Origin of the sequence: Alteromonas sp. RKMC-009 (assembly GCF_003584565.2) — a bacterium.
Taxonomy (GTDB): Bacteria; Pseudomonadota; Gammaproteobacteria; order Enterobacterales; family Alteromonadaceae; genus Alteromonas.
Genome location: NZ_CP031010.1, coordinates 1,950,271 through 1,969,000, shown reverse-complemented (window position 1 = coordinate 1,969,000; position 18,730 = coordinate 1,950,271). Strand labels below are relative to the sequence as shown.

Here is an 18,730-nt window from a genome sequence, read left to right as displayed (position 1 = left end):
GATGATGAAGAAAAATATGCTTAAAGCCATTATTGCCGGCAGCATCACAATGGGCAGTCTGGTAGCGACAGGCAGCGCGTCTGCCGCAGAGGCTTTAACCGACTGTTCCTTACGGGATGTGCCTTTTTCCAGCTCTATGCCGGCTTACGATGTGGTAATGCGCCCGAAAGCCAGAGCCATTGTTGAAAAACACTATCCCGGCGTACTGGCTAAAATTCCGGCGTGGATCTTAAGTGAATCAATGCCTTCCTTCAGTACATTGATCACACTGGACCAGTTACTGGCCCGTGTGGGTGTTGAAGACGATGCAAACGCTGCGGCTATGCGTAAAGAACTGGCAGCACTGCCGGTCACCCGTGAAGATAAGATTGCACGTTGTGCAAGGTTCGATTCAGAACCGGTGGAATTCGACCTGGGTGGAGAACCTGTTCAGGTGCTGATCTATCAGAAAATCAATGGCTATGACCACGGCGAATCAGTAACTGCTGCCACAGAAAACCTGAGCAAGCTGGCAAAAGAAATGGGCTATGGTGTTTCTGTCAGCGCCAAAGGCAGTGCATTTACACCGGAAAACCTGTCTGAATTTGATGTGGTGATCTGGAATAATGTCAGCGGTGACACCCTCACTTTGTCACAACGTAAAGCGTTTGAAGACTACATGAATAACGGCGGCGGCTTCCTGGGCATTCATGCATCAGCCGGCGACTCGGTGTATTTCTGGGACTGGTATCGTGATGTGCTGATTGGTGCTCAGTTTATCGGCCATCCGGGTGATGACAACTGGTTCCAGGATGCATCGCTGGATGTTACCCGTCACGGCACCGGTGTGGCAGAAGGGATCCCTGACCGCTGGGAATTAAATGATGAGTGGTATTCGTTCTCAGACAGCGTGTCCTCCAAAGGCTACGACATCGTAGTGGCCATAGATGAAACTACTTATGTGCCGGGTAAAGAACTGGAAATGGGTGAAGATCATCCGCTGGTCTGGACCCATTGCATCGGCGAAGGCCGCGCAATGTACAGCGCTATCGGTCACCGCAAAGAAGTTTACAACGCTGAATACAACATTAAGTTATTAAAGAACGGTATGAAGTGGACGGCGGGACAAGGTAACGATACCTGCAAGCAGTGATATTTTCGCTGAACAGTTGAAATGATAAGGCCCGGTCATTCCGGGCCTTTTTTCGTTTAACGGCAGATATGCCTTGTTATTGATAATAACAAACGGGGTTAAGGGTTCACCCGCGTCTGATAAACCTGTCGCAATATGCCAAGCTTTCCGGCTCTGACCTCTTTTTCAGCATGGGCTGTCTTATCAAAAACCATCCAGTTCTTGTCCTGCTTATCCACTGGCTGCCACTCAGATAAGCCCTGCCCGTTCGGGTTGCCGGTTCTTATGAAATTCCGCCAGTACGCCTGCATCGCTTTAACAGCATCATTCCCGGCAGGTTTAAAAAGTGCAAAGGTTTCTGAGGCATGACCTGCCCCCGGCGTAGTCTCATCCGCAACATCGTAAAAGTAACGGTACCCCGGTTGCTTAACGGTTTGCATTGCGCCGGTTGTCACCATACCGGCCAGAACATAACGCAAATCACCGAACAAATGTTGAAAAGGTAAGGCCGTCAGCGCCTGCTCGCCCAGTCCATACGCTTTTTGCACACTGTCAGCAGCAGATGCCGTTAAGGTGAGCATGCGCTGAGGTGACACACCGGAATAGGGATAAACATTGCCGTCGTAACTGTTCCCGCCGCTAATATAAGGTACAGCGTGCTGCTTCCCCTGAGCAAACAATCGCGCCGGTTCGTCGGGCAACGTGATACCGTCTGCAACCGGCAGGTGAAAGCCGTTTATCGCATTGACGAATGCTTCCGGACTGGTCTGATAAAGCAGCTCCCTGCTGACTTTGTCTGTTCCCGTTGCCCGCTGTGCGATGGCAGAGGACAGGACCTCTGCATCCGGGCTGCCCTGAAGGGCCGGTGCACCTGAAGTGCGTGGCAACGGCCAGGTGCCGTAGCCACTTTGAGAAATCGCGCCGGAGAACAAACCTTCAGCTTTGGGTGTTACCATTAGCATCTGCACGGCCATGCCACCTGCAGAGCCGCCGGCAATCGTCACCCTGGCGGGATCGCCACCGAATTCAGCGATATTGTCCTGAACCCAGGACAGCGCAGCGACCATATCCATGACACTATAGTTAACACCATCAGGTTGAGATAAAGCCGGATGAGCAAAAATACCCAGTGCACCAAGCCGGTAGTTAAATGAAACCAGTACGAGTCCCTGATTCACCCAGTGTGAAACGACTTTAGGATCTAAATCTCCTGAACCGCCTACATACCCGCCGCCATGGATCCACACTAACACTGGCCGCGCAGTCTGGCCGTCATCCGCTGATGGTGAGAATACATTAATTCCCAGACAGTCTTCGCTGCCATTATCTTTGCCCCGCTGCGGGCAGGGAGGAAAAAACGAATTTGCTGCATAGGGCGATGCAATAGCATCCGGTTCCTGAGGCGGCTGCCACCGCAAGTTACCCACCGGCGCTTTGGCATAAGGCATACCGCGGTAAAAGTTTATTCCGTCTGCATGTTGTCCGGTTACTTTACCGGAGGCGAGAGTCACCTCAGGCGTATCATGGCCGGCAGCATACCCGCAGGATAGCGACGAAATAGTTAAAAACAGTACAGAAAAACACCCGCGAAAGCGCTGGTGGGAAAATAAAGTGAATAACATCCTGGTCCTCATCATAGAAACCGGTGACAGGCACCGTTAAAGTTTATGCAATAATAACATTAACTTAACATTATCAGACAGTAATTGTTACCGGTAAAGCTTCGTTTATTTCTGCAACCTGATCCATTTTGTTCATTGTGTTCATGGACAAAACAAACAAAACAGACAGTTATATTTTCAAGCACAAAAACATCCATTACATAGCCTTAACAAAGGACTAACAATATTCTTGCGTCACGAAACATTGAGGTACTTTGTGATGCATAAAACAACAATTGGTTTGCTGTGTCTGGCAGCCACTTATCAGGCTTCGGCACAAACAGAATCAGCCAGTAATCAGTCTCTTGAAAACAGGCTTTCTCAGTTAGAGCAACAGCTCGCATCAATGGAAGCGAAAGACGCCAGTGACGATAAATGGGTGACGTTAGGCGGGCGACTTCAGATAGACGCTAACATCTTCGACGGTGCCTACAATGCAGACAACGAAGGCAACACAGGTTCTACTATTTTTCCCCGCCGTGCGCGGTTGTCGGTAGAAGGCGAACGCAGCGATCTGGAATACAAGATGATTCTGGAATTCGCCGAAGAAACCATCGAAATTTTGTTACTTCGTTTTGAATATACCGGTTTTGAAAACGGCCCGACGATTAAGTTCGGTAAAATCCGTGAAGACATTACTCTGGACGCTCTGACCAGCTCTAAGCACATGGCGTTAATTGAGCGTGCCAGCATGGCAAATACTATGTCGCCCTATTTTCGTTGGGGTGTGGCTGCGTATCAATATTTCCCGTCAACAGGTTTGCGTTACGCTGTGGGTGTGCATAAAAATGATGCATTTGGCGCAGAAGGTACCGATGATGACTCCGCCATTTCATTGGCAACCACCGGACGCCTCACCTGGGCTCACGAATTTAAAGAAAACAATCTGATCCACCTGGGCTCATGGGGCTCGTACCGCAAAATGGATAACAGCCAGTTGTCAGCCTCTTTCGCCCGCGCGGAAGTCAGAGAGCCGAACGTGAGACTGGTAAATTATGCCGCAGGCGGTGATATCGTGCCCCTTGACCATCTGAGTCAGTACGGCATTGAAGCCGCCTACCAGTACAAAAGCTTACTGGTTCAGGGTGAAGTAGCCCGTCGCAATATCGCCACTAGCGATCCTGCATCCCTGCCCGACGACGAAAACTACGACGGCTATTACTTTCAGGCCAGCTACATGCTAACCGGCGAGAGCAAGTCTTATTCCAAAGGCAGCGCACGTTTCAATCAGCCCAAAGGCGTTGAAGACGCGTGGGAAATAGCCGCCCGCGTTTCGTCTATGGATGCTACCAGCGAGTTTCAGGGTACCCAGGCCAAATCCTTCACCGCGGGTGTGTCTTACTACATCGATGAAAATACAAAAATTATGCTGAACGGCGTGCATAGCAAAGTGTCAGGCCCCGGCACAGAAGCGCTTGTGGGTGATGAAACCAGCGGCAATGCCATCACCATGCGTTTCCATTACGACTTTTAACGGAGGGATTCATGCGTTCTGTTTTGATTAGTGCTGCAATATTGTGGCTGGTGAGTGCCAGTGCCTTCGCCAAGGATCACTTTCTGATCCCCGGCGGTCCCGGCGGCGGCTGGGACACTACCGGTCGTGGTATCGGGGAAGCGTTGATGAAGTCAGGTATTTCAGATAACGCTTCGTTTCAGAACATGTCCGGTGGTGGTGGTGGTCGCGCTATCGCTTATCTGATTGAATCCGGTAACAAACACGGCGATATGTTAATGGTTAATTCTACGCCTATTGTAATCCGTGCGTTAACCGGTCAGGTACCCTTCAGCTACCGTGATGTGAAGCCCGTTGCCAGCATAATTGCCGACTACGGCGCCTTTGTGGTGCGAGAAGACTCGCCCATCAAAAGTTGGAATGAAGCCATAGCGATCCTGTCCAAAAACGTCCGTGAACTGACCATCGCAGGCGGTTCTGCACGGGGCAGTATGGATCATCTGGTGGCTTCGCTGGCAGTCAATGCTGCCGGCCTAGACGGTGCCCGCATCCGCTACATCCCTTATGACGCAGGCGGTCAGGCAAAAGCCGGACTGCTTTCAGGTGAAGTACAAATGCTTTCTACCGGATTAAGCGAAGCACTGGAAATTGCAGAAGGTGGCCAGGCACGTATTTTAGCCATCACAGCCCCTGAAACCGTGCCCGCCTATCCGGATATTCCCACTTTAAAATCGCTGGGCTACGACGCAACGTTCGTAAACTGGCGTGGATTGTTTGCAGCGCCTGATACATCTGATGAAAAAGTACAGGAATATATCGATAAATACGCCGCGCTGCTGAAAACCCCTGAGTGGGCGGCAGTTCGTGACCGGAACGGTTGGATGGATTTGTTCCGTACCACGGACGATTTTGCCGCAGACCTGGCAGCCCAGGAAGCACAAATTAAGACCCTGATGATTCAACTTGGCTTTATTCAACAGGAGCAACAACAATGACACGTCAGTTAACCGGCCCTGCCCTGTTTCTCGTTTTTTTCACGTTTTACGGTATCTATGCCTGGCAAATTCCTCTGCTACCGTTTGAACAATATGAAGTGGTGGATTCATCCACTATGCCAAAACTCTACGCCATGGCAGGCGCCCTGTTCAGTTTTTTAGCTATCGTCAGCCATGTTATTAAAAGCAAGGAACCACAGGGCGAACAAAAGCCGCTTGGGATCACTAAACATACCGTTCGTCAGACCGCGATTGTTATGCTGCTGATGGTGATCTACAGCGCGCTGCTCGATCCGTTAGGGTTCATTGTAGCAACACTTATTTTTCTGATTTCCGGCTTTTGGGTTATGGGAGAAAGACGCGCCCGCATAGTGCTGTTCGCCTCAGTCCCTATGGTGGTGTTTTTCTGGCTCCTCATGACCCAACTTCTTGATATTTACCTGGCCCCCGGCAGCCTCTGGAGTTAACCCATGTTTGATGCAATGATGATAGGCCTGGATGCCGCATTCCAATGGCACAATTTGATGTATGTTGTGATTGGCTGTCTGGTCGGTACCTTTATCGGTATGCTCCCGGGCTTAGGACCCATTACTGCCATCGCTTTAATGATCCCGATCACCTACAGTATCGGCCCCAGTTCAGGCATGATTCTGATGGCCGGAGTTTATTACGGTGCCATCTTTGGAGGCTCAACCAGCTCCATTTTGATTAACGCACCGGGCATTGCCGGCACCGTCGCCTCATCCTTCGACGGTTATCCTCTGGCTATGAAGGGACAGGCCGGTAAGGCACTGGCCATCGCAGCCTGGGCCTCGTTCACAGGCGGTACCATCGGTGCGGTAATGCTGATGGTAGCGGCTCCTACGCTGGCAGAAGTCTCGCTGAGTTTCCATTCCGGCGACTACGTGATGTTAATGCTGGTAGGTTTAACCGCTATTGCAGCGTTCTCCAGCAACGGCGAATTTTTAAAAGCCATGATGATGACCGTATTTGGTCTTGCCCTGTCCACCATTGGTATCGACCCGTCATCCGGTACTGAGCGCTTTACTTTCGGCCAGCCCGATTTGCTGGACGGGCTGAGCTTTCTGCTGATTGCTATGGCCACTTTTGCCTTGTCAGAAGCCTTGATGAATGTCATTAAGCCTGACAGTGCTAAAGACACCAGCATGGGCGGTAATCAATTGGGCAGCTTTAAGCTGAGCAAAGACGAAGTAAAAGAAATCGCGCCATCAGTAGGCCGTTCATCCATCCTTGGCTTTTTAATTGGTGTTTTGCCCGGTGCCGGTGCAACCATCGCCAGCTTTATGGCCTATGCCGCAGAAAGAAATCTGGCCCCTGCCCGCTTCAAGAAAGAGTTTGGCCAGGGTGCCAAGCGTGGTCTTGCTGCACCTGAAGCAGCGAACAACGCGGCGTGTACAGGTTCATTTGTCCCTTTGTTAACGCTGGGGATCCCTGGATCAGGTACTACGGCAATTATGCTGGGTGCACTGATTGCTTACGGCTTACAACCGGGACCGCTGCTTATGCAGGAAAATCCTGACGTATTCTGGTCTGTCATTGTGTCCATGTATTTTGGTAACGTGGTACTGCTCATCCTGAACCTGCCACTGATCCCGTATCTGGCCAAAGTGCTGGTATTGCCCAAATCACTGCTGACCATTTTTATTCTGTTCTTCAGTTTAATTGGTGTGTATCTGGTATCCTTTAACACATTCGATTTATTTATGATGATCGGGTTTGCCTTCGTGGCGGTTGTCCTGCGCATATTACAATTCCCTATGGCCCCGCTGCTACTGGGCTTTATTTTGGGCGACATGATTGAGCGCAACTTCCGTCGTGCCATGCTGATTTCAGACGGTTCATTCAGTTTCATCTGGGAGCGGCCGCTTACCCTGTCGATTCTGATCGTGGCAATTGTTGTGTTGCTGGTACCGCTGTTAGGTTTTGTCAAAAACCGCCGGGCAAATACAACGGCAACGCCGGACTAAAAAGGGGCAAAATAACTGGTGGCAACAAAACGTTATTTCATTCGTAACAAACTGGAATCCTGGTTAGTTGCCGCCATCGTTGTAATGAGCCTGCTACAGCTTGCTGTATTAGGCTTTGCCAGTCAGTACCTGCTGGCTTCTGTCATTGAAGAAAAAACCGGGCAACAGGCGCTTGCCATTGCCCGTTCCCTCGCCAGTCGTCCCGATATCATCCATGCTGTAGAAGCAGAATCCGTTCCTGAACCGCTTCAGCGGGAACTCGCTCTGCTGCAACACGGTTACGGCGCCAGTTATGTTGTCATTGGGAACGAAAGTAAAATCCGTTTATTTCACCCGGTAACAGATCGTGTCGGCCAGCCAATGCAAGGCGGCGACAGTCAGGCTGCACTGGAAGGCAACTATTACATCTCCTCTTCAACGGGTTCTATGGGTCCGTCAATCCGTGGTAAAGCGCCGGTTATCAATGCCAGTGGCGATATCATCGGATTGGTGTCTGTGGGATTTTTGGAAAAATCAGTAAGCCTCGCCATTGAGCAACAAACCTGGCTTATCCTGGGCGTTATTTTTGTAATTCTGGCGTTGGCTGTGATTGCCGCGCGCTGGATTGGTAACCGTGTGCGTAGTCGTTTATTTGGTCTGCAACCGGATGAAATTGGCCGCTTGTATGCCGAGCAGGAAGCTATCTTTAACACCGTGCGGACCGGTATCATTGCCATGACACTGGACGGTAAAATACAACGCATGAACCAGCGTGCCAGGGTATTGTTATTCGCTGAGAACGAAAACGGCGGCACGATAAACGACATCCTGCCCCAGCATGCAGAATTTCTGCTGAAAAACACCGACAAACACATCCGTGGTTTCGAACTGTTTGCCAATCAGCAATGGCTGGTGTTATCCCGCGTACCTTTACAAGTTCAGGGTCAGATGGCCGGCCTGATGCTGACTATGCGTCCTGCCGATGAAGTGGAACATTTGTCACAGCAACTTGCACGGGTGGAAGCGTTTGCTGAGCTGCTGCGGGTTCAGACTCACGATTACTCGAACAAACTGAATACCCTTGCCGCCTTGCTGCAGATGGGGAATGTGGAAAAAGCCCTTGAACTGATCAGTAATGAAAGTCAGGAAGTGCAGACGCAGGTACACAGTCTGGTCGGCCGGGTACAAACGCCGGTGCTCGCCGCTTTGTTGTTCGGCAAATATCACAAAGCACAGGAAGGCAATGTGGCGCTGGACATCAGTCCGGATACGCAGCTTTCTGTGATTAACGATAAACACTTACTCGAATGTCTGGTTTCTATCTTCGGTAACCTGATCGATAATGCCATCGAAGCGTCCCAGCGTGCGAGCAGTCACCGGCCGGCAAAAGTCAGTGTGAGCCTGGAAGAAATGGGCAATAATATCGTTTTCGATGTTGAAGACAGCGGTGACGGTATTCCCGCTGCTGAATATGAACGTATTTTCGCACCGTCGTTCAGCTCAAAATCTGATGCCCGTCATGGAGTGGGCATGTATATAGTGAAAACGCATCTTGAAGGCTGCAACGGCAGTATCGAGATTGGCGAGTCGGAATCAGGCGGAGCCCGCTTCTCTGTGTATATTCCGAGAACAGAAGTGTCAAAATAGTTATGCCCTACTCTTGTATTATTGTTGAAGATCAGCCCCACGTAGCCCAGTATCTGGCTCAGTACCTCATTCAAACCGGTCGCTACATGGTGATGGGCATGGCAAATAACGTGGCGGCAGCTGAAGCTTTGCTCGGCGCCATGCAGCCTGACTTACTTCTGCTGGATGTTTATCTGCCCGACGGTAATGGCCTTGAACTGATGAAAAGCCATCACGATGAATTGCAGAAGACAGAAGTGTTTCTGCTAACGGCAGCGAAAGAAGTACAGGTACTGGAGCAGGCAATGAAATTAGGCGTGTCTGACTTTCTGGTAAAACCGATTCTGCAAAGTCGTTTGGAACAGGCCCTGCAGCACTTTGAGAACCGCCATAAGCAGTTATCCGGTGCGTCAGAGCTTACGCAAACTGTCGTGGATCAATTCTTCAGCCGGCAGAGCGACGGAAAGGCGCAGCGCTTACCCAAAGGCGTAGATGGCCTGACACTTCAAAAAATACAGCAGGTCTTTACTGCAGCGCCTAAAGACAGCCTGAGTGCACAACAGGTTGGTGACACTGTCGGCGTAAGCCGCTCCACCGCCCGTCGCTATCTCGAATACTTATTGGAAACCGAAGAGCTCATTGCTGAACAGGTTTACGGCAACGTGGGCCGCCCCGAGCGCTGCTACCGGTTGAGATAACCCGTCTATCGTCCATGCCGGGTCCATCCTGCTTCCACTTTAAACTGACCTTTCGTCAAGTTGACGATCAATACAGCTTTGCTATTCTTTACTTTTATGAAGATAGTAAAGACAGCATCATGGCTAAAGTAAGTGCAAAGAGACAAATAACATTGCCGGTTGATCAGTGCATTAGTGCACATATTAATGCCGGCGATGATGTTATAAGTTTTGTCGACAGACAGGGCGTTATTTCAATTGTTAAGAAACAAGCCGGAGCTGCAAAAGGCATACTTAAAAACATCCCCGTTGAAGCTGTTGTCAGTGAACAGGAGTCTCTGGAGAGCGCAGTCAGAAAATGATAGCAATTGACACAAATGTTCTCCTGCGATATTTACTGCAGGACGAAACCGCTCAGGCAGAAAAAGCCAATGCATTGTTATCGGGTATAAATGATGTACTGATAACTGATATTGTTCTGACAGAGACAGTCTGGACTTTGAAAGGTAAACGGTACGGCCTGAGTAAGGAACAGATCAGCGATGTAATCTATGCACTCTTTGCAGAGCCCCGGGTCATATTTGAAGATGCTCAGGCTGTGTGGGCAGCGCTGAGGGATTTTGATAACGCAGTAGTTTTGAAGGTATCGGGAAAAGCGAAACAAGCCGATTTTCCCGATGCACTTATAGTAAACAAAGCCAAACGCTTTGGACAATTAAACCATAAACAGGACATCCCGGTTTACACCTTCGACAAAGCAGCCCTGAGTATTTCCGGTACCAGACATCCTTAACAACGGCTACTGCACAAAAGTAACCGCAGCTTCCGGTTCGGTGTTGTAGGTTGTACCGTCTTCCATGGTCAGTTTAAACATGTACCAGTAGGTTGTACCATTTACCAGTGACAGGGTGTCGGTCAGACTGCCGCTGACCGGCGCTGACGGACTGATACGCGTGCGCCCGCTCAGTTCTGCTTTGGTGTTCCGGTAAAGTTGTACACCACGAATAGCTTGAGGGAAATCTTCCAGTTGCCAGCTGACCACAATACCATCACCGTTTTGCACTGCAGATAAATGTGTTTTGGGCTCCAGCAGACGTTCAGCATTCACCGGAGCACTGATTATCTGGCCTTTTGATGCAGTATCAAACACCAGCCAGTAAATGTACGGCGTACCGGGCACTGATGATTCATCTGTCCACTGTGTTGAATCCGCTGCAAGTGAAGCGACGCTTGATGCCTGTTCAAAAACGGGATCAGCTTCACCTTCTGCACGCTCTGCGCGGAACACAAATACACTACTCACTTCAATATTCGCAGTGAACCAGCTCAGGGTTACCGGGCTGGCAGAACTTTGATGATAAGTGCGGATTTCCGGTATGTCGCTTGAGGTTAATGTTGCAGTTGTCACAGGCAATAACTCAGGCTCACCATGCTTACTTTTTACACTGCCCCAGTAGTAATACCGGGTGTCCGGTTCGACATCAGTGTCCACAAAGCGGCTTTCACCGCTGTCCAGTGTAGTGAGCAATTCCCGGGTTTCCGGATCGTCAGATAAACTCTTATACAATGTCATTCCCTTGTAAGGATAGCCGTTTGAATGAACGCTGATTTCAACCGAGTCTGCATTTCCGCGGGCAACAGGCTTCAGCCACAGCTGACTCTTTTGTGTCTGAATGTCATACACCGGCATAGCTTTCATATCACTTCCCAGGTAAAAGGAAGGATGAGGCGGCTGGTTATAACCCACGTTTTGCCACGCAATAGCTGTCCGGTATTGTGGGTTGTGCATCAATGCCGGAATACGGTATTCCGTGTCTTCAGTGGTAGAAAAGAGAAGTAAAGCACTGCTGTCACTGTTGGCCCAGATGACTTCTTCCCGCCAGTCACCCAATATATCTGCTGACAGAACCGGCGTTGCTTTCGTGCCGTTATTCGACACGGCGCCCCATTGGCTACCGTCAAGTATGACTTCAGAGGTTTCCGTAGCCGGCTGCCACTTGTAGATCCGGTTGCCATCCAGTAACTCGCGATTCAAATCACCATCCCACCAGGATAAAAAATTTACCTGAGACGGCCGGGTATCCGAAATAACCGTTCCGTTGGCAGCGACGAGTCCGCCCCGTGTTGCCCAGTTCTCATTACCAACATATGCCGGGTCAATATCGGCACTTACGCCACGTCCCACATCGGTGCCATTGCCCGGGCGGTGCCATAATATTTCACCGGTGGCGGCATCATGCAATTCAACGCCATACTCTGTACCGTCTTTGGTATAAGCAGACGGTGACTCATGCACCATATGAATTTCAAGACCGGGACGTTCAGGATCGATATCCGACATATGCAAAGCATCACCGTGACCTAAATCCGTGCTGTACAGCAAATGGCCATCATCATCGATGGTGGCGGCGCCGTACACGATCTCGTCTTTGCCGTCGCCGTCAACATCTCCCACAGAAATGCTGTGGGCTCCCTGACCATATCCACCGGCATCTGCACCGCCGTTATTACTGTCATATACCCAGCGGCTGACAAACTGACCGTCAACCCAGTCAAAGGCACTGACAACTGCTCTGGTGTAATACCCTCTGGCGAAAAAAGCGGTGGGTGTGGAGCCGTCAAAATAGCCCACGCCGGCAAGAAAGCGATCCACCCGGTTTCCGTAACCATCCCCCCAACTGCTTACACTGCCCCGCTCAGGGACATAATCAATGGTATCCAGTACCTTTCCTGACAAACCATCAAACATGGTCAGAAATTCAGGCCCGTCCAGCACGTAGCCCTGACTGTTACGGTAATCAGCATTGGCATCACCCATTACCATACCCTCTCCGTCCACAGTGCCATCCGCCGTTTTCATGGCGACTTCTGCCCGCCCATCCTGATCGAAATCATAGGCAACAAACTGAGTATAATGGGCGCCGGAGCGAATATTCCTGCCAAGGTCGATACGCCAAAGTTGCTGTCCTTCCAAAGTATAAGCATCCAGATACGTGTTTCCGGTATGACCGGCCTGTGAATTGTCTTTGGCATTTGACGGATACCATTTAACAATGACTTCGTACCGGCCATCTCCCGTTAAATCCGCCACCGAGCCGTCATTGGCCGAATACGTGAAGGATTGTCCGTTTACCCAGCCGTCCGCAGGCTTGTTCAGCGGGATGTGCAGCATCACATCCTGCCAGGCTGTGGCCATGGCAGCACTGCGATCTTTTTTGCGTTTATTTTTGTTGTTCAGGCCGGAAGCTTTAATTTCATACACATCATCTTTGTCTCCCTGCGGGTCGGTGAAGAAAGTCGCACCGGATAGCTTTTTACCGTTCAGCTTGTGACCGTTCCTGTAAATATCAAAGGAAATATCGAGCGGATCGGTGCCCAGCAACCGCCAGCTCACCGCGTTGCCCTGCTCAGCGGGAATGACAACCAGTCCCCGGTCGAGGGATTCCATGATGATACCGGTAGCGGGATCACTTTGATTTTGTCTGTGTCTGTCGCTGGCATCAGCGCATGCGGCACTGAGCATAAGGACGGGAGGGATTAAGGCGCCGGTGATAAGGCGGCCGGATTTTAGTGCGCGATGCTTAGTCTGGAATATCATGTATTTTCCTTGTCCGAAATATCAACACAAATGTTAATTTTTCGTAAACTAGAAAATTACACGCAAGGACTCAAGCCAAACCTGTCAACTTCTGTCAGTTTGGTTCAAATGCGAAAATTCGCTGTCACCTGAACTGTTTCTATTATTGCCTTCTGGCAACAATCAGCACATGTTTTTGCGGATACTGATCAAGTTCAATGTGTTAACCGCAGTCATTCCCGCATGCCACCAGCGAGCGATACGATCGTACTTTTCACCGGTCTGACGGGGTTCCATAAAAGTGACGGGATAAAACGAATGATAGGGAGAGTAAACAGAATATAAGGAAGGAAGTCCAGATGTTTACCTCACCCCGCTCCGGCAACGCCGACATCCCTGCGGGGTAAGTAAACATAACGCAAAACCGGATTAATGACGGGGTTTTACACTCGCGATGTAGTTGTCAGCCACATATTTACCACTGGTGATAAAGGCGTTAATGCTGTCAGGGTTGTCACTGTACTGTGCAACAAATTCAACAATGGGCAGGCCATTACAGGTAACATTATTTTCAACATAGTGCTTAGTCAGACCTGCATCTTCCAGCGCATTTCGAAGCTTCAGTTTGCTGCCGGTTGCTGCGGTGACACAAATTTTTGACGTCACTGCTGTATCTGCAGGCGTCAGTTCAGGACTTGCGTTTGCCATACCCATTGCACCAAAAGACAAACCAACAACAGCCAGAGTTTTCGTAAATGCTTTCATAATTATTTCCTTTTCAATTATTAAGAGATTTAAGCGTTATGCTTGCTCTTACTATCGCAATGGAAGTGCCAACTTTTTTGAACATTTAAAATCAATAACTTAATTTTAAACACTCTGATGGCAGCAAAAATGAGTGATTATTTTAGCCAGCTTAAGTAGCCGTATTGACTAATAATTAGTGCTATTTACATTCATTCGAATAGAAGACCGGATGTAATGCCGCGATTGAACTTTAGGCTAGAACTGAGATGCCCGGTTTGCTGAATACGCCGGTGTGAAGTACCTTTAAAATTCTTAAGGTTTAACTATGCTGATGTTCAGGATCCGGTTTTTCTGTTTATGAAGCCGGCTTCTCATACGAATATGCCATCAACTAAAGCTCCTTTGAATTAACGCCGGTATGTCAAAATGAAAGAAGCGCTTGAGTCAATTCTTCTTACAGTCAGCCAAAGTGAAGACATCGATAAGGGTGAACTCGCCGTCGCTTCCCAACTTATTATTCACTCTGTTTGTAAGGGCCTGAATATCGAACGTGCGGGGATCTGGCTTTACGACACAACTCAATCACATATAGAGTGTGCATTGCTCATAGACAAAGGAGAAACACTCGATCAGGAAGCGATTGTATTAAGCAGAACGGACTTCCCTCACTATTTTGCTGCACTGGATTCAGAGCGGACCATTGCCGCTGATAATGCAATGACCGACCCTGCAACCTTCGAATTTGCTGAATGCTACCTGACTCCCCTGAATATTAACGCCATGCTCGATGTACCTATACGTCACCGTGGTAATATGATTGGAATAATATGCTGCGAACATCGCGGAAACCCGAGACAGTGGGATCCCGATGAAATCGTGTTTGCTGCAGCGCTGGCCGACTTATACGGCCGCGCAGTAAGTGCCAAGGAGCGGGCTGATTATGAGAATAAGCTCATTGAAGCTAATCAGACGCTGGAACAAAAAGTTAAGGATCGTACTGCAGAGCTTGAAGATACTCTCCGATCTCTGGAATCAGCACGGGAGAAACTGGTTCAGTCAGAAAAAATGGCAGCACTGGGGAATCTGGTGGCCGGCATTGCGCACGAAATTAATACACCACTTGGCATTGCGCTTACTTCTGTCAGTAACTGTAAGGAGGAGCTGGCCGGGATTTATAAGGATTTTGAATCCGGGGAGCTTTCGGAAGAAGGCTTCAGGGATTTTAATGACATATGCAACGAAGGACTCAATCTGGCTGAATCCAGCCTCTTCCGGGCTGCCGACCTCGTACAGGACTTCAAACGTACCTCTGCCGACCAGACATCCATGGACGTGGAACGTTTGTCTCTCGATGATTACATTCCCAGAGTATGTAATCCGCTGCGGCCCATGCTTAAAAAAGACAATATCCAACTTAAACTGGATATTCATCCTGACACTACCATCATTACCAGTCCGGGTATTATTGCCCAGCTACTTACTAATTTACTTTCCAATGCACAACGACACGGATTTCATGGCTATAAAAATGACAAGGGTAATCTGATAACCGTGGGCTGCTATGGTGTGGATGACGGCGTCATCATCAGTGTCAGTGACAACGGTAAGGGTATTCCGGCTTCACTGCACAAAAAAGTCTTCGAACCTTTCTACACCACCGCGCGGGATCAGGGCGGCACCGGTCTTGGTCTGAACATTTTATACAATCTTGTTATCCAAAAACTTCAGGGCGAAGTTGAACTCATCTCAGCACCGGACGAAGGCACCACATTCCGCCTGAAAATTCGCCCGGTGAGCGGTGAACTTGAGTCATAATTGACGATTAAGAATGGATATTACCGCTCCGGCACCATGAGCCACCTTCAGGCTGAGGCTGGCTTTTTGATAATTTGAAGTTATCTGCCTGTTCACATTTGCGGTATCGCAGATTGTGAATTAAGTTTAAGTAACGCAAACTTTTTTTAGTCGTATATGCCGTTTTTTAAAAAGTCAGAGATTGCAGTCAAGAAATCTAAGCTCCCCCCCTGGAAAGTAGTCATTATTGACGATGAACGTGATGTGCATAAGGTCACGAAACTCACGCTGCAAAAATTTACCTTTGAGAACCGCAATCTCGAATTATTGTCGGCATACAGCGCTAAGGAAGGACTTGAACTCTTCAAAAATACGCCAGACATCGCGCTGGCTTTTGTCGACGTGGTCATGGAGACAGATGAAGCTGGTCTGAACCTTATCGACGCCATTCGCAATACACTTAAGAACCGTACGACACGTTTAGTTTTACGCACCGGGCAGCCTGGTCAGGCACCGGAAGAAGAAGTGATCAGCCGCTATGATATCAACGATTACAAGTCGAAAACCGAACTGACCTCTTCAAAACTGAAATCCTGTGTGTACACGGCTATCCGCTCCTACCGTGATATCCAGACTATTGAGGAAGGTAAACGGGGCATCGAAGGCGTGTTACAGTCTTCATCTTCAATTCTGGAAAGCCAGTCGCTGGGACAATTCGGCACCGCAGTGTTAAAACAAACCCTGACTCTGCTTAATCTGAATAACTCTGTACTGTATTTATCTGCCCAGCACACGGACTTGTACGGCCACACAAAAATGACCGTACTCGGTGCCAGCGGTGATCTGGTGGGATTAAGTAAAGAAGGCGTTTCAGCAGAGATCCCGGACGAAATTGCGGAGAAAGTGAAAGAAGTCCTGGAGAAGAAATCTCATTTCCAATCTGAAGAGCTGTTCATCGGCTACTATCCCACAGGTAAAGACAGCCATAATATTCTGTATGTGGAACTAAGTGAGCCGCTGAATAAGTTTCAGTTGAAAACGCTGGAAATGTTTGCCTCAAATGTGTCCGTCATTTTCCAGAACCTGATGCACAAAGAAGATATTCAGCATACCCAGAAAGAGCTGATTATGGTGCTCAGTGATGCCATAGAAATGCGTAGTAAAGAAACCGGCGGCCATGTTAAGCGTGTCATGCTGATGTCAGAGTTTTTGGCTGAAAAACTGTTCATGAGTGACGAGTTTATTGAAACCATCCGCTATGCTTCTGCCCTGCATGATGTGGGCAAAATCAGTATTCCGGAGACTATTCTGCACAAGCCGGATAAGCTTACACCGGATGAGTGGGAAATCATGAAAACCCACGCTCAGAAAGGCTATGAGTTACTGGCTGGCTCCGACAAAATTGTCGCGAAGATGGGCGCTATCATTGCCAAAACCCACCATGAACGTTGGGATGGTGACGGCTATCCGGAAGGACTGGCCGGTGACGATATTCCTGTTGAAGGCCGTATCATGGCTATCGTTGATGTTGTCGATGCACTGTTATCAAAACGCTGCTACAAGCCGCCCTGGAGCGCAGAAGATGTTAAAGCTTACCTGAATGAAAATGCCGGTAAGCAATTCGACCCTATCATCACACATGTCATGCTGGAGCATTTTGACCAGATTCAGGAAATCCGCGCTCAGGCACCGGATGAGGAATAGCCTCAAACACAAAAAAGCCCTCATACTGAAGTGACCCCCAATAGTTGGACATTCCAATTACTGGGGGTCTTTTTATGTCCAAACATCCTCGAGCCTTCAAGCTCAAAGTAGCTGAGTGTGCTTTATCTGAAAGTTCTTCGGCGATAGGTGGCAGATTTAATGTCACAGAAAGGCAGGTCCGATATTGGACTGCTGTTTATCGAATTCATGGCGCTGAAAGCTTCAGGTCTACTCACAGGCCATATTCTCAAGCATTTAAAACAGATGTGTTGAAAACAATGGCAGCTAACAACTGGTCACTTAGTTACACCAGCGCCTTCTTCGATTTATCGTCCCCTGGGATTCTTTTCCAATGGCAAAAGCTTTATGCTCACGATGGTATCTCCGGTCTAAAACCAAAGAAAAAAGGTAAACCTCGCGTGAAAAAAGAACCTTCTGCACCTAAACCATCAACTGAAATGACGGAGAAGGAACTCAGAGAAGAGTTGGACTATTTACGTGCGGAGAATGCTGTTCTAAAAAAGTTAGAAGCCTTGGCTCAAGCCAGAAAGAAAAAAGCAAAGACAAAACGATAGTTGTCGAAGAGCTCAAGGCTAGTTACAGCTTACAAAATCTATTAAAAATCACAGGACTCCCGAAAAGCGTTTATTACTATCATCGTAATACGCTAGAACGGTCGTGTCCCGATATTGGCTTAAGCGAAAAAATACGTACTATCTTTCATAAACATAGAGGGCGGTACGGCTATCGCAGAGTTACTTCTGCGCTGAGAACAGTAGGCTTGATAGTTAATCACAAGCGCGTACAACGCCTGATGAATGAGCTGGGGTTAAAATCCAAGGTAAGACCTAAACGTTACAAGTCCTATAAAGGTGAAGTCGGCAGAATCGCAGGCAATGAACTTAATCGAGAATTTACGGCAGTGAAGCCAAATCAAAAATGGGTGACCGATGTGACTGAGTTTAAAGTCAAAGACCAGAAAGTCTATCTGTCACCGATAATTGACCTGTTTAACCAAGAGGTTGTCAGCTATGAAGTACGCACATCGGTTGCACTGCCACTAGTCACAGACATGCTCAAAACCGCGACGAGTAAGCTACAGCGACATGAGAAGCCGCTTATTCACTCGGATCAGGGCTGGCAATACCAACATAAAGAGTACCAAAATCACATCAAAGCAAACGGGCTAGTTCAAAGCATGTCCAGGAAAGGAAATTGTTTAGACAATGCCGTCGCAGAGAACTTCTTCGGCATATTAAAAACGGAAATGTATCACAACGAGAAGTTCAACGATGCCGACGAACTGATTGAAAGCATCAAAGAATATATCGACTATTACAACAACGAGCGTATTAAGCTGAAACTAAAAGGCCTGAGTCCGATACAATATCGAAATCAGGCCTTGGCAGCCGCTTAGA

The 18,730-nt window shown here is 48.8% G+C and carries 16 protein-coding genes; 13 read left to right on the top strand and 3 right to left on the bottom strand.

All coding sequences use genetic code 11. The annotated features are described in order from the left end of the window. The first annotated feature begins 1 nt into the window (after position 1). Positions 2-1,132: a ThuA domain-containing protein gene (locus tag DS731_RS08680; protein WP_119500943.1), complete on the top strand. Its 1,131-nt coding sequence runs from the start codon at positions 2-4 to the stop codon at positions 1,130-1,132. Positions 1,133-1,230: 98 nt separating this feature from the next. Here DS731_RS08680 and DS731_RS08675 read toward each other — a convergent pair whose 3' ends face one another. After that, positions 1,231-2,733 (bottom strand): carboxylesterase/lipase family protein, encoded by a 1,503-nt coding sequence (locus DS731_RS08675; RefSeq protein ID WP_161599133.1) that lies wholly within the window; start codon positions 2,731-2,733, stop codon positions 1,231-1,233. A 259-nt stretch (positions 2,734-2,992) separates the two neighbouring features. Here DS731_RS08675 and DS731_RS08670 point away from each other — a divergent pair, with 259 nt between their 5' ends. From DS731_RS08670 to DS731_RS08635, 8 genes are all read left to right on the top strand, one after another. Continuing rightward, the gene (locus tag DS731_RS08670; RefSeq protein ID WP_119500941.1) at positions 2,993-4,246 is read left to right on the top strand and encodes an OprO/OprP family phosphate-selective porin; all 1,254 of its coding nucleotides are present in this window, start codon (positions 2,993-2,995) and stop codon (positions 4,244-4,246) included. 11 nt (positions 4,247-4,257) lie between these two features. Further along, a complete protein-coding gene (locus DS731_RS08665; RefSeq protein ID WP_119500940.1) occupies positions 4,258-5,220 on the top strand; it encodes a Bug family tripartite tricarboxylate transporter substrate binding protein in 963 nt (320 codons plus the stop codon). Then, the gene (locus tag DS731_RS08660; RefSeq protein WP_119500939.1) at positions 5,217-5,687 is read left to right on the top strand and encodes a tripartite tricarboxylate transporter TctB family protein; all 471 of its coding nucleotides are present in this window, start codon (positions 5,217-5,219) and stop codon (positions 5,685-5,687) included. The genes DS731_RS08665 and DS731_RS08660 overlap by 4 nt, the downstream gene beginning before the upstream one ends. 3 nt (positions 5,688-5,690) lie before the next feature. Next, a complete protein-coding gene (locus DS731_RS08655) occupies positions 5,691-7,208 on the top strand; it encodes a tripartite tricarboxylate transporter permease (protein WP_119500938.1) in 1,518 nt (505 codons plus the stop codon). Positions 7,209-7,226: 18 nt separating this feature from the next. After that, entirely contained in the window at positions 7,227-8,834 is a 1,608-nt protein-coding gene (locus DS731_RS08650; protein WP_232373515.1) for a sensor histidine kinase, read from the top strand. A gap of 2 nt (positions 8,835-8,836) precedes the next feature. Beyond that, complete coding sequence (locus DS731_RS08645; RefSeq protein WP_119500937.1) at positions 8,837-9,511, top strand: response regulator; 675 nt, start codon at positions 8,837-8,839, stop codon at positions 9,509-9,511. Between the two features lie 119 nt (positions 9,512-9,630). Further along, positions 9,631-9,852, top strand: a complete 222-nt coding sequence (locus DS731_RS08640) for an AbrB family transcriptional regulator (RefSeq protein ID WP_119503363.1) — start codon at positions 9,631-9,633, stop codon at positions 9,850-9,852. Beyond that, positions 9,849-10,283, top strand: a complete 435-nt coding sequence (locus tag DS731_RS08635) for a PIN domain-containing protein (protein WP_119500936.1) — start codon at positions 9,849-9,851, stop codon at positions 10,281-10,283. Before DS731_RS08640 ends, DS731_RS08635 begins: the two co-directional genes overlap by 4 nt. A gap of 6 nt (positions 10,284-10,289) precedes the next feature. On the opposite strand, the gene DS731_RS08630 is transcribed toward DS731_RS08635, so the two are convergent. Next, positions 10,290-13,088: a rhamnogalacturonan lyase gene (locus DS731_RS08630; protein ID WP_119500935.1), complete on the bottom strand. Its 2,799-nt coding sequence runs from the start codon at positions 13,086-13,088 to the stop codon at positions 10,290-10,292. Between the two features lie 408 nt (positions 13,089-13,496). Then, positions 13,497-13,832, bottom strand: coding sequence for a DUF3718 domain-containing protein (locus DS731_RS08625; RefSeq protein ID WP_119500934.1), 336 nt, complete (start codon positions 13,830-13,832; stop codon positions 13,497-13,499). 408 nt (positions 13,833-14,240) lie between these two features. Here DS731_RS08625 and DS731_RS08620 point away from each other — a divergent pair, with 408 nt between their 5' ends. The 4 genes from DS731_RS08620 (at position 14,241) to DS731_RS08605 (ending at position 18,729) form a co-directional block, all read left to right on the top strand. Beyond that, positions 14,241-15,629 (top strand): GAF domain-containing sensor histidine kinase, encoded by a 1,389-nt coding sequence (locus tag DS731_RS08620; RefSeq protein WP_119500933.1) that lies wholly within the window; start codon positions 14,241-14,243, stop codon positions 15,627-15,629. Between the two features lie 156 nt (positions 15,630-15,785). Further along, on the top strand, positions 15,786-17,312 hold the full coding sequence (locus tag DS731_RS08615; protein ID WP_119500932.1) for a DUF3369 domain-containing protein: 1,527 nt from the start codon (positions 15,786-15,788) through the stop codon (positions 17,310-17,312). A 74-nt stretch (positions 17,313-17,386) separates the two neighbouring features. Then, positions 17,387-17,887, top strand: a complete 501-nt coding sequence (locus DS731_RS08610; protein ID WP_119500931.1) for a helix-turn-helix domain-containing protein — start codon at positions 17,387-17,389, stop codon at positions 17,885-17,887. Next, on the top strand, positions 17,884-18,729 hold the full coding sequence (locus DS731_RS08605) for an IS3 family transposase (protein ID WP_232373549.1): 846 nt from the start codon (positions 17,884-17,886) through the stop codon (positions 18,727-18,729). Before DS731_RS08610 ends, DS731_RS08605 begins: the two co-directional genes overlap by 4 nt. Position 18,730: the final 1 nt, after the last annotated feature.